At 46.9% G+C, this 12,619-nt stretch carries 12 protein-coding genes; 6 read left to right on the forward strand and 6 right to left on the reverse strand.

From position 1 onward, the window contains the following. Window positions 1–459: 459 nt before the first annotated feature. From trpC to QT996_RS22155, 3 genes are all read left to right on the forward strand, one after another. A complete protein-coding gene (trpC, locus tag QT996_RS22145; protein ID WP_333048946.1) occupies window positions 460–1,359 on the forward strand; it encodes an indole-3-glycerol phosphate synthase TrpC in 900 nt (299 codons plus the stop codon). Between the two features lie 350 nt (window positions 1,360–1,709). Then, window positions 1,710–1,955, forward strand: coding sequence for a DUF5340 domain-containing protein (locus QT996_RS22150; protein WP_041623669.1), 246 nt, complete (start codon window positions 1,710–1,712; stop codon window positions 1,953–1,955). Between the two features lie 78 nt (window positions 1,956–2,033). Next, window positions 2,034–3,191 carry an alanine--glyoxylate aminotransferase family protein gene (locus tag QT996_RS22155; RefSeq protein WP_333048947.1) on the forward strand — a complete coding sequence of 386 codons (1,158 nt, stop codon included), beginning with the start codon at window positions 2,034–2,036 and terminating at the stop codon, window positions 3,189–3,191. 59 nt (window positions 3,192–3,250) lie between these two features. Here the strand turns inward: QT996_RS22155 and QT996_RS22160 are convergent, their stop codons facing one another. The 4 genes from QT996_RS22160 to nblR form a co-directional block, all read right to left on the reverse strand. Further along, window positions 3,251–3,466: a DUF2949 domain-containing protein gene (locus tag QT996_RS22160; RefSeq protein WP_333048949.1), complete on the reverse strand. Its 216-nt coding sequence runs from the start codon at window positions 3,464–3,466 to the stop codon at window positions 3,251–3,253. A gap of 115 nt (window positions 3,467–3,581) precedes the next feature. Then, window positions 3,582–3,794: a hypothetical protein gene (locus QT996_RS22165; RefSeq protein ID WP_333048950.1), complete on the reverse strand. Its 213-nt coding sequence runs from the start codon at window positions 3,792–3,794 to the stop codon at window positions 3,582–3,584. A 493-nt stretch (window positions 3,795–4,287) separates the two neighbouring features. After that, complete coding sequence (locus QT996_RS22170; protein WP_333048993.1) at window positions 4,288–4,803, reverse strand: DUF192 domain-containing protein; 516 nt, start codon at window positions 4,801–4,803, stop codon at window positions 4,288–4,290. A gap of 101 nt (window positions 4,804–4,904) precedes the next feature. After that, window positions 4,905–5,600, reverse strand: a complete 696-nt coding sequence (nblR, locus tag QT996_RS22175; RefSeq protein WP_333048952.1) for a response regulator transcription factor NblR — start codon at window positions 5,598–5,600, stop codon at window positions 4,905–4,907. 262 nt (window positions 5,601–5,862) lie between these two features. Between nblR and rbsK the strand changes: the two genes are divergently transcribed. Then, window positions 5,863–6,783, forward strand: a complete 921-nt coding sequence (gene rbsK / locus QT996_RS22180; protein WP_333048953.1) for a ribokinase — start codon at window positions 5,863–5,865, stop codon at window positions 6,781–6,783. Between the two features lie 132 nt (window positions 6,784–6,915). Here rbsK and QT996_RS22185 read toward each other — a convergent pair whose 3' ends face one another. Beyond that, entirely contained in the window at window positions 6,916–7,230 is a 315-nt protein-coding gene (locus QT996_RS22185) for a TRADD-N-associated membrane domain-containing protein (RefSeq protein WP_333048956.1), read from the reverse strand. Window positions 7,231–7,481: 251 nt separating this feature from the next. On the opposite strand from QT996_RS22185, the gene QT996_RS22190 reads away from it, so the two are divergent. Both QT996_RS22190 and QT996_RS22195 read left to right on the forward strand, forming a co-directional pair. Beyond that, window positions 7,482–8,636 (forward strand): ATP-binding protein, encoded by a 1,155-nt coding sequence (locus QT996_RS22190; protein WP_333048959.1) that lies wholly within the window; start codon window positions 7,482–7,484, stop codon window positions 8,634–8,636. Window positions 8,637–8,752: 116 nt separating this feature from the next. After that, a complete protein-coding gene (locus QT996_RS22195; RefSeq protein ID WP_333048962.1) occupies window positions 8,753–11,230 on the forward strand; it encodes an AAA family ATPase in 2,478 nt (825 codons plus the stop codon). Between the two features lie 81 nt (window positions 11,231–11,311). Here QT996_RS22195 and QT996_RS22200 read toward each other — a convergent pair whose 3' ends face one another. Further along, window positions 11,312–12,589 (reverse strand): ribulose bisphosphate carboxylase small subunit, encoded by a 1,278-nt coding sequence (locus QT996_RS22200; RefSeq protein ID WP_333048964.1) that lies wholly within the window; start codon window positions 12,587–12,589, stop codon window positions 11,312–11,314. Window positions 12,590–12,619: the final 30 nt, after the last annotated feature.

Below are 12,619 nucleotides of genomic sequence, written 5' to 3' on the forward strand. Positions count from 1 at the left end.
TTCGTAATTCATATTATTAATCTAATTTTTTCTTTTATTTTACCTAGAACGAGCGCACTTTCGCAAGAGGTCTATTCTCCGCCATCGCGAACTCAGATCCGGAGTCAACGCAGAAGGGAAGTTAAAAAACAAGACTCCCAGAAAGTTGTCATTGTTATTGTTCTGAACAAAAACTCTCAGTAACGATCGCATCTTGTAGAGAGGCGATCGATCGCCTCTCTACAAATGCAATTTGGGAATTTTCACAAAACAATCGGTGTGACAGGTTTCCACCTGTCGCTACACAATTAAAGTCCGCGCAACGCCAGACTTGTGCAATTTAACCCGCGCAGGCGGGTTTTGCCTTTGTAGGGGCGATTTCCATCGCTGCATCAGCGATCGCTGCGGCTTCAATCCTTACTCGCCAATTGCAAAAAGCCCGATCGCCCCTACAATAATCCTTAGTATCAACGAGTAACAATGCTTCAAATCCGTCGCCGTCCCCCCAGCACATCCGTCTCCGTACTCTACCTCAGCTACCAAATCGCCGTACCCGACGCCGAACCCCAGCACATCCTCGAAGAAATCGTCTGGCAAAAAGAAGCTGAAGTAGCCCAAAAGCGCGATCGCACCCCGTTATCCGAACTGCACAAAAAACTCCCCTTCGCACCGCCAACTCGCGACTTTCTTGCCGCCCTTAAAAACGGCAAAACCACACCCGCTATTATCGCCGAAGTTAAAAAAGCTTCCCCCAGCAAAGGCGTAATTCGCGAAGATTTCGATCCAGTGGCGATCGCTCTAGCTTACGAACAAAACGGCGCCAGTTGCATCTCCGTACTCACAGATGAAAAGTTCTTTCAAGGCAGCTTCGACAACCTCGCTAAAATCCGTGCCGCCGTCGATTTACCCTTACTTTGCAAAGAGTTTATTATCTATCCCTACCAAATTTATCTCGCCCGGATTCACGGCGCCGATGCTGTATTGTTAATCGCAGCTATTCTCTCTGACAAAGACTTACAATACTTTGTAAAAATTGTCAAGACTTTGGGCATGACAGCTTTAATAGAAGTTCACACTCTCGAAGAACTCGATCGAGTATTAACCCTACAAGGCGTTAACCTGATCGGCATCAACAACCGCAACCTAGAAGACTTTTCCGTCAGCTTAGAAACTACCGGTCAACTATTAGCCGATCGACAAACCGCAATCCAAGCAAAAGGCATCCTCATCGTCAGCGAGTCAGGAATCCACACTCCCGACGACCTAGCTAAAGTTGCCACCGCCGGCGCCGAAGCCGTCCTCATCGGCGAATCTCTCGTCAAGCAGCCCGATCCAGGCGCCGCTTTAGCCTCCCTTGCCGATCGCCCTCCCAGCCTGTGAAAGGCGAGACCGCTTGACAAACCACCCTTAATTCTGATAAAAAATGATTAAGTAGGTAAATAATGAGAATTTCTAGCCTGCATCGACTCAAGCGCTACTGTAAAAAAGAAATAGCACTGAAAGCTATATTGCATAGAAATATTTTGCCAGAAAGCAATTAAATCTATTCTGTAAGCCTGTCGATCGCAAAATTTAGCGTGTACAACTCACCCAGCCCCGAATATTCTATCGGCAAAGCAGGGGTTGCTGTACGGTTAGAAAACAAATAAAAAATCGGGCATCTAATGTTCACCTGTGATGCCTCATGCAATTGCAATGGGGTGTCGGTTCGCTGAGGTATGTTAGCTTTCATGGAGCCAATCCCCCTTCCTTCGTACATTCATTATGAATTGCTACTTCAATTGTTAGAGCGCAAAACGATGTTTGCTGTCAGTCCACAATCGCCGCAGCAACAACAAGTGCACCAACTTATTATTACACTGCGTAAAGCCCTGGCCATTCAAAAGCAATTAGAACAAAGCTGCGAGCGATCTAACTTAGCGGTAGAACATCGCTGGTCTCTCAATGAAATTAACCACAAGGGAGTTAAAAGTTAAAAAAGTTAGAGTAGCGACGTGACGTATCGTATTTGATTTATTCTATATAACTCCCACAGAAAAACTTAGGACAATATCATGGACAACAAATTAATGCTGATGATTCCCGGCCCAACGCCGGTACCTGAAGCGGCATTGTTAGCGATGGCAAAACACCCGATGGGCCACCGCAGCAAGGAATTTGACGCGATTTTTGCAGAATGTACCGAAAACCTCAAATGGCTGCACCAAACAAAAAGTGACGTGCTGAGTTTAACGGTTTCTGGTACCGGGGCGATGGAAGCTGGGATAATTAATTTCTTGAGTGCGGGCGATCGAGTTTTAGTCGGCACTAACGGCAAATTTGGTGAACGCTGGGCCGAAGTCGCCGAAGCTTACGGTTTAAACGCCGAAATTATTAAAGCCGAGTGGGGCCAACCTTTAGACCCCGAAAACTTCCGCGAAAAACTCGAAGCAGATACAGAGAAGCAAATCAAAGCTGTCATCATCACCCACTCGGAAACCTCTACCGGCGTCCTCAACGACCTCGAAACCATCAACCGCCACGTTAAAGCGCACGGTGAAGCTTTAATTATGGTCGATGCTGTCACTAGCTTAGGCGCTGTCAATATTCCGATGGACGCTTGGGGAATCGATGTCATTGCTTCGGGTTCTCAGAAAGCTTACATGATTCCTCCAGGTTTGGGTTTTGTGGCAGTCAGTCCCAAAGCTTGGGAAGCTTACAAAACTGCAAAACTGCCCCGCTATTATTTGGATTTGGGCAAATATAGCAAAGACGCTGCCAAAAATACCACTCCTTTTACTCCCCCTGTCAATATGTTTTTTGCCCTGCAAGCATCGCTGCAGATGATGAAAACAGAAGGGTTGGAAAATGTTTTCGCGCGACACAAACGCTTAATGACAACTACTCGCGCTGCTGTAAAAGCTTTAGGTTTGCCGTTGTTTGCCGCTGATGATGCCGCCAGCCCTGCGATTACTTCGGTTATGCCACCAGAATCCGTAGATGCTCAAAAAGTGCGGACTTTGATGAGAAAGAGATTTGACATTGCTCTCGCCGACGGACAAGACCATTTGAAAGGTAAAATCTTCCGCATCGGTCATTTGGGCTTTGTGTGCGATCGCGATATTCTAGCAGCAATTTCCTCTTTAGAAGTCGTGTTGCGAGAATTGGGTCATGAAGGCTACACTCCTGGTGCCGGCGTTGCCGCTGCTGCCAAATTCTTGGCTGAATCCTAATCTCAGTTGTTAAAGGATTTTGGATTTTGGATTATTTATATCTAAAATCTAAAATCCTTTTAATATGCTTCGGATAACCAATCAAAGATTTTATCCAACTGGTCGAGAGTGACTAAACCATACTGCCAAAGAACCATCGGCAAGGAATTCGGGTCTTTATCACGCTGCCGCTGTTTGTTATCGCCGACACGTTCGGCGACAGCAATTGAGGCGGGCGAAATTGCCAAATCTTCTTGTAAAAATCGAATTAATCGAGTGTATGTAGCGGGTGCCATGTGATTTCACCTCTAAGTATAGGACACCATTTTCTGATGTGAACCTGATGTTTTTGATGAGTAATAAGCCAGTTTTAAATTTGTCTTGTTACCGTCGATAGCTTTTAAAACGCTATTAGCGGTTGAACTGCCAAACGTAATGCTGAGTGCGAGCGCACAAGCTAACCTTTCCCAAAAAGTGAAAGGTTTTGCAATTTTGCTGATGTCGGCCCGATCGACTTGCGATCGCGATCGAACCTAAACTGAATACCTCGGCATCTTTGCAGCGCGAATCAGAATAAATTCTGCTACCTAAAACTACTAAACCAGGTTCAGAGTTTAACTTCATCTGCCGAAATGCAGAATCCGCAAATCTACTTCGGCAAAATTAGTTAGATATTTCGAGCAAACCCGAAACTGCTACCAGAAGTTAAGTTTGCCAATTACCGCCAATTAACTTGGCTCGTAGCATATTACTTTAGATAGGTTTAGTAGATTTAGCTCGATCGCCAGAACTTCCAGAGAATTTCTTTTCGTGTTGCTACACCTTGAGGCTGAGTATCGTCTCTCAGGATTGGTAACGAGTCGCTGACTCGTCTCATACCTGCGACCAACAATCTACAACTTCCGGAAACAAGCTCAAGTCCTGACTGACTGAGATCGACATCGTAGCAAATCTTTCGGTGTTTGTACTGAATGTTACATTAATATTTTAATAGATTTAATCAATTTTTGTAAAGTTTCTAAATTTTCTTGGGTATTCCGAAGGTAGGGGGCTCTCTGGGCGATGGGAACCGGGGGATGGTGTCTTTTTGCAGGTTTTACTGAAAGAGTCCGAAGTTTTACTGGAAAAACTCGATTTCAATACGATCGCCCACTTTGACACCGAGTTCAGCAGCCCGCCCGCCCCGGAGTTCAATAACTCGATCGACAACAGTATCAGGCCCGTAGGTGGGACAAGGCTCGGCAGTACAAGGAGGTGTTCCGGCTGCGATGGCTTCAACAACCCCATCCCGCAGAAAAATCATATCCAGAGAAATCTTGCAATTTTTCATCCAAAAATTGACCCACCGCGCCGGTTTAAACTCAAACAGCATTCCTCTGTCATCGGCCAAAGAAGTTCTGTACATTAAACCCATAGCCTGTTGTTCCGCTGTTTTAGCCACTTCGAGTTCAATTGGGCGATCGGCTATCCGAGCTCTAGCAGAAACAGCCAGCACTTGACCCGATGTTGTCGCCGTCGGAGACTGAGCCGCCAAAATACCAGTAGCACCAGCATTTGCGATCGGTAAAGTCGGCGAACATCCCAGCAAAAATATACTTACTCCAATACCGAGCAAATTAGTTAAATAACTCATAATGATTTTAGATTTTAGATTGGGAATTGTTAACTGTTGACTGTTGACAACTGCCAATGGACTAATGACTAATGACTGATGACTGATGACTAACGACTTCTTCAAGCTTCCCGCATCACATAGCCAACACCGCGCACCGTCTGAATCAAGCGCTTTTCGCCCTCATCTTCAATCTTGAGGCGGAGATAGCGGATGTAAACCTCAATTACATTCGACTCACCCAAAAAGTCGTAACCCCAAACATTTTCGAGAATTTGTTCCCGAGTCAAAACCTCGCGGGGATGTTCCATCAAATACTTTAGCAGCTCATATTCCTTCATCGTCAGGTCGATCGCCCGTCCGTTCCGCAGGGCCCGCCTAGAGGCCAAATCCAAAACTAAATCGCCAAACCTCAATTGTTCGTTGCTGGTGTTATCCGGCTGCAAATACAAGCGCACCAACTGCAAAAACTCCTCAGTGCGGTAAGGTTTGAGAAAATAATCATCCGCCCCAGCTTCCAGACAAGCTACGCGATCGTCAACTGTATCACGACCGACCAATAGCAGCACCGGCACCCGATTGCCAATACTTCTGAGGTAAGAACACAGTGACAGCCCCGACTCAGGGCCAAGTATCCGGTCAATTACAATCAAAGCTGGCTGCAATTCATGGGCTAAATGTTGGCCGGTGGCGGTATTAGAAGCCACTACGGGTTCGTAACCGGAGGATTTTAAGTCGAGACTCAAGTGTCCGGCGAGAACTTCGTCTGTTTCAACTAGCAGGACACAGGGATTGCGATCGAGAGTAATTGCAGCCATTGAATTGACCTGTGAAGACCATAACTGTTCTAGCACGTTTGATGGCGGTTGGTTGTTGGCTGTTGACTGTTGGCTGTTATTAGACTTCTCCTAAAAAGCAGATTTTGAACAGGCATCCTGCCTGTTCCACGATAATTATGGGAGATATTTATTCGTTATGGGTTATTTGCGAGTTGCTACCCATTACCAATTCCCAATTCTACAATGCCCCATGCCCCATGCCCCATGCCCAATTCCCCATGCCCAATTCCCAATTTAAATTATGACCATCATCGTATTCGGCAGTATCAACATCGACCTAGCAGCAAAAACTCCCCGGTTGCCGCAACCAGGGGAAACTATCATCGGTAGCAATTTTTTCACAGCCGGCGGTGGCAAAGGAGCAAATCAAGCCGTCGCCGCCGCCCGTCTCGGCACTTCCACCCACATGATCGGTCGCGTCGGCAACGATAAATTTGCTGAGGAATTATTGACAAATTTACAATCTTATGGTTTAAGTACAGACAATGTATTAATAGACCAAAACACTCATTCAGGAGTGGCAATTATCGCGGTAGACGAGACAGGTCAAAATAATATTATTGTGATTCCGGGCGCCAACAATAATGTCGGTGAAGCAGATATAGAACGTCTCAAAAAACTGTTACCGTCAGCTACATCCTTGCTTTTACAGTTAGAAATTCCCCAGGAATTTGTCCAACAAGCTGCGAAAATTGCTCATCAAGCGGGGGTGCGAGTTATTCTCGATCCAGCACCGGCTATGGCAGATTTGCCACTGGAACTTTATCCGCTAATTGACATTATCACGCCGAATGAAGTGGAAGCGAGCCAGTTAGCCGGTGTTCGGGTGAACGACACCGAAACAGCGATTGTAGCTGCCAAACACTTGCAGGAGCGTGGGGTCAAGAATGTTATTGTCAAATTGGGCGATCGCGGGGCTGTTGCTGTTACGGCGGATGAAACCTTTTTTGTACCGGCTTTTGCTGTGGAGGCGATCGACACTGTAGCTGCTGGCGATGCTTTTAACGGCGGGTTGGCCTCCGCATTAGATGCCGGTCTGTCCTTGTCAGAGGCGGTGCGGTGGGGCGCAGCAGCGGGCGCTCTGTGCACAACTAAAGTGGGTGCTCAAGTTGCTATGCCCGATCGCGCAACTTTTGATAAATTTTTGCATAATTTAACTTGAATTTGCCAGGTGCGTATTAGTTGAATTTGTCAGGTGCGGAAGGCGCACCCTACTTTGACTTGCAAAGCGCGCATTAGTTGAATTGGTAATTTGTCAGGCGCGGAAGGCGCACCCTACTTTAACTATTTTTATTTAATCGTCGTCTTTGAATTCTTTGGCTAAGCGATCGAGTCTGTCGTTCGTTTCTTTTGTAAACTTGAGTAACCTAACGCTGACAATGTTTGATGTTAATCCGCCAGCGGTGGCAACTGATCCTTCTGTGACTTTCCCAGAAAACAACAGTCCGATGCCTAAAATACTGATGGAGGCACTTACTATTGTTAACCCAAGAGTCACGTTAAAAATGAATTTAGCTTGACGCAAACGTTCTTGAATGACATCTCGCTTCATTTCTGGGTAATCATCTGAAGGGAATGGTTGGTTGGTATTGGACTTATTAAGAAGCATTTCATTTCTTTAAACTCTACAACGTCTATCTTCCACCTACTGAAACAGCTTTGGGACGATTCTGAAGACGATAGGCAGGAACTTTGTAGATTTTGAGTAATTAACTTTGCCATCTCAGTTCCAGCTAGCTTTTCAGTTTGGGAGGCTGAGATCCGAGCAAACTTGGTTTACTGGCTTAAGTTCATATAAACTATTACTATCTTCCTTAAGTTCGGGGATATCGTCACCCGAACGTTAAACTTCGCCAACTTATGAATTCACGGAGGCTGCCGCGCGCTCGCGGTGTGATACTGACACCCACAGGACAGCAGAAACTTCAGGCTGAGATACATCGGTTAGGTATCAGCAGTCAAAAAAATGCCGTCAGTAAGATAGTTAAAAAAATTCAACTTGAGCTTAATGATGAAACGTTAGGTTCTGATACAGTCAGGAAAATAGTGCGCGGTGAAGGAGTCCAAAAAAGCTCTATTGAACTTGTTTTTAGGGCGCTTCAGCTAAAACTGGAGGAGGGTGACTGTGATTTTGCTCCTAAAAATCAACTGCAAAATGCAGAAGATAGCGAAACTTCCTCGTTTGTAACAGGCACTCCCATCACCCATCCGCGCTACTTTTTCGGGCGACAGAAGGAACTAAAACGCCTATTCGACTTACTGAAACGCCGTCCCCTGCAAAATGCTGCCATTATCGGCAAGAGGCGCAGTGGCAAGACTTCTTTGCTGCACTACTTGAAAAATATTACCACCACCCCAACAGAACAGTTGCGCCCCGGTCAAAAATCGGACTGGTTGCCCTCTCCAGAAAACTATCGTTGGATTTTCGTAGATTTTCAAGATGCGCGACGGCAAAATCGGGAAGGGCTGCTGCGCTACATTTTAGAATCCCTAAAAATGTCAGTTCCCAGCCCTTGCGACTTAGATAGATTTATGGATGTGGTTAGCAGTAATTTACGTCAGCCTACAGTCATCCTATTAGATGAAATTGGGGCAGGGTTGCAGCGCTGTCCCGAATTAGATGATGGGTTTTGGGAGAGTTTGCGCTCTTTGGCAACAAACCAAACCAATGGGAATTTAGGCTTTGTCTTGGCAACTCCTGAATCGCCGATCGACTTAGCGACTAGCACGGGACATAGTTCACCTTTTTTCAATATCTTTGGATATACCACAACTCTGGGTGCTTTGACTGAAGCTGAAGCACGGGAGTTGATAGCAGCCAGTTCGCCCATGCCTTTTCCTGCTGAGGATGTCGAGTGGATCTTGACTCAAAGTAAATGCTGGCCTCTGCTGCTGCAAATCCTTTGTCGAGAACGATTATTTAGTCTGGAAGATGGGGAAATCGGGGATGATTGGCATGAAGAAGGGTTACAACAGATGCAGCCCTTCACTCATTTATTTGAGCAATTTGTCTAGCGATCGTTATATTTATGAAACTACTCAAAATTAAGTACGTAAAGCAATTTTATCGCCAGCCCTCGCATTTATCTGTGGGTTCAATCTAAAATCTAAAATCTAAAATCTAAAATCGGATGACCTCGCAAAATGTGCCGCCCAACGCCTACACCAATTCACCAGAACAGCATCGCAACCTAATTCTGGGTAGCCTGCAACTGCTGTTCTGGCTTTTCTTTCATCCCTCGGCTTGGCAAAATCATCTCAAGCGTATTGACCCTGCTTTAGACACCCAATCTAACAGCAAAAGAGGTTTAAGATGGCAAAACCCAGCTTTGTGGAAGCTACTAATACAAGCATTTCTGGTTTTGCCTGTCCTAGCTAATTCAATTTTTGTTGCCTTAGTGCTTTGGCTACTAGGTGTGCCAGTAGAAAAGATTGTGTGGGGCGTGGCGTCGGGTGTGGCCTCGGGCGTGGCGTTGAGCGTGGCGTTGAGCGTGGCGTTGAGCGTGGCGTTGAGCGTGGTGTCGGGTGTGGCGTCGGGCGTGGCGTTGAGTGTGGCGTTGAGCAACGCCTTGCTCAACGCGTCGGGCGTGGCGTTGAGTGTGGCGGCGGCCGTGGCGGCCGTGGCGGCTGCCGTGGGGGGGGCCGGGGCGTCGGCCTGGGCGCTGATGGCGAACATCCTGTTGACGATCATCCTGCTGGCGTTGAAGGAGGCGTCGGACGTGGCGTCGGGCGTGGCGTCGGGCGTGGCGTCGGGCGTGGGGTGGGGCTTGGCGTCGGGCGTGGCGTTGGGCGTGGCGTCGGGCGTGGGGTGGGGCGTGGGGTGGGGCGTGGCGTCGGGCGGGGGGTGGGGCGTGGCCTCGGGCGTGGCCTCGGGCGTGGGAGTAGGTACTATCAACTTATGGCTGCCAGTGGTACTGTATCCTTTCCTCACGGGATGGAATATTCTGCTTTACCAACTAGACAAACGACGCACAGCTACTAAACCCAGCTTCTTACCTTGGCATTCGGCTTTTTGGGATGAGTGGCAGCGCCTTCCCCTGCAAGGTTTAGACGAGCACGTTCTCTTAGTAATGAGGCGGAATCCAGAAGAGGGCAAAGCCGCACTCAACTATTTAAGTACCAGTCGTCAGCGTTGGGCTGCACAAGAGGTACAAATTGAACTTGATGCACGGGAATTAGAACGTTGTGAAGATGTAGCTGCTATCGGTAAGGCCTACCGCAATCTAGCCCTTGGAGAACTGAATAGTCCAGTTAGTTGGCTCCTGATTAGCTTTAGTCACATCAGCGAGGACGTAGAAGCAGCCCTCAACCAAAATAGTGCTTACAACCAGCGTTTAGCCCTCAGTGCTGTAGCAGAAAGATTAAATGGTTTAATTCGAGAATTGACCCGTAGCAACGATAAATATGCCGTGTCCTTTCAGTATATAGCTTTTCTTTGGAATGAAATTATCACTGATTATGTGCAGGAACTAGCAGAAGCAGTTGAACTTCGCCAAGAAATCGACAACCCTTATATCATCGGAGTACCCCTGACAGAACACCAGGAAATCTTTGTCAAACCCGTTGACTTAAGTGGAACTTACATCAGTACGCGCATCGAGCAATTACTTCTAGACCGCCGCCGCCCTCCCTTGCTACTATACGGTCAGCGGCGCATGGGCAAAACATCCCTGCTCAACAACCTGGGACGCTTGCTACCCAGCACTATCATTCCCATGTTTGTAGACTTGCAAGGCCCAGTTTCATCAGCAAGTGATTCTGCTGGGTTTCTCTACAATATCGCTAGGAGTATGGCAGACTCAGCCAAGCGCCAAAGTGCGTTAACTCTCCCATCTCTTAAGCGCGAAACACTGCAAGATGACCCTTTCACCCGCTTTGATGAATGGCTGGGCAAAGTAGAAGAAGCGCTACAACAAAATATTGCCCTGCTTGCATTCGATGAATTCGAGGCGCTAGATAATGCCATCACAAAAGGACGCTTTGATGAGGAGGATGTTCTGGGAATGTTGCGTCACCTGATTCAACATCGTCCCCGCTTCAAAGTGCTGCTAGCTGGTTCCCATACAATAGAAGAATTTCAGCGTTGGGCTAGCTATTTAATCAATGTTCAAGTCGTTCATATCAGCTATCTCAAACAACCAGAAGCGCGTCAATTAATTGAGCAACCCGTTCATGATTTTACCCTGCGTTACGAAGCCAATGCGGTTGAGCGAGTCTTGCAACTCACCCGCTGTCACCCTTTCCTAATACAACTCCTCTGCGCTGAAATTATCGCACTAAAAAACGAGCAAGATCCATCTATCCGCCGACTGGCAACTTTAGCCGATGTAGAAGCAGCAATACCAGATGCTTTAAGTGTTGGCAGTTTCTTTTTTGCCGATATTCAAAGCAATCAAGCAGATGCAGCAGGATTAGCGATTTTGCAGTTTTTGGCAGCACAAGGAGAAGGGGCAATAGTCAGCCGATTAACTATTTTGCAACACTTTCGCGATAAATCCGATGCTCTCAATTTACTTCTGCAACGCGAATTGATTGAGGAAGTTAATGAGGGCTACCGTTTCCAAGTAGAATTAATTCGCCGCTGGTTTGCATCATCTCTGTCTGTCTAGTAGTCTATGACGAGAGTAAGAAGATATTGCCTGTAGGGACACAACAGTGTTGTGTCCTTTATAACTTTAACTACTTTAGCTTTAACCCTGCGGCCGCTGAATAATTGTTTCAACTACCCGTCGCTTGACTTTTGGATCGATACCAATCAGCCGCACATATTCGCCGCCGTGTTCCGCCAAACAAGTTTCTAAAGATGCAACCACATCTTTTTCTTGTTCAGTTTTAATCGTCGCGCAACTCTGCCAAGAACCAGTTTTAAATCGGCGATTATCTGCATATTCCATGCCAATTTTGCAGCCTCTTGCTAACAACTGCTTTACTTGTTCCAATACCTCGGAACTCAGCCGCGCCCCATGACCGTTACCACCTTCAGAACTGGGCTCCTCGTAAGCCTTATAATATTTCGAGGAGGGGTCGTTTAATTGACTTTGCGTGGGCGCAGCAGCAGGAGGATTGGGGGTTCCTTGAACGTTAAAAAGCCGCGATTGGTTGTATTCATCTACTAAGCGCATTTCCTTAATCCGCTTTTGTTGGCCCACCATCAAACTGCCCATTTCTAATAAATGAGCGAGGGTGAAATTCGGGTTATGGAAATCGGGCGCTGCTTCCAAAGTGTTTACCAAACGTTTGGAAACTCGCTCGATTCCTACTTTGTGAATGAATTCACGGATTTGTTCGTCATAAATGCGCGATCGCAAAGCGCTAAAAAAGTCGATCGCCTGATCGGCAAAATTATCGACTAACGCCACAATATCGGTTTTTGACAATTTGTCGGACTCAAAAATTCCCCCAACAATGCCAATTTTATCATCCCGGCTGGGTTCCCAATAAAACTTTTCCATCCGCCCGTCGCGAATCAGCGGCGCGTAAAGCGTAGAGAAATCATTTCCCGTGACAATAATCGGCACTCGGTGCAGCGGCGTGCTGTCATAACTTCCCGGTAACTGCACGTTAGTTGGATTATCAGCAATATTCATCAGAGTCGCATTGACCATCTGAGTATTGACAGTATATTGAGTAGTAGTATCGAACCTGCCAGCACCAGCATCCAAATCGTTAATAAAGATGGCGCACATCTCGCCGCGCACGCGAATTTGCTCCGCAGCTTCCCGGTAGCGCAAGCGAATTAAACGCGCCGGATCTCCTGCATCCGGGCTTTCTAATTCCCCACCAGATATCATCACCGGTTCAAAGCCCATCCGCCGAAAAACCAGTTCGGTTTGAAAAGTTTTGCCTTCTCCTTTACGGCCGTGAATTCCCAAAATTAGGGGAACTCTTACCCCGGGCAAATTTAAAAAGTTCTTAGTGACGTGCACCGCAACTTTATCGAGAAAGTTAGGAGAAATGTAATAACTCATCAGTAGATTTGTGAGGGATTAATTGTTGTT

This window comes from Microcoleus sp. S13C4, assembly GCF_036700865.1.
Lineage (GTDB): Bacteria > Cyanobacteriota > Cyanobacteriia > Cyanobacteriales > Microcoleaceae > Microcoleus.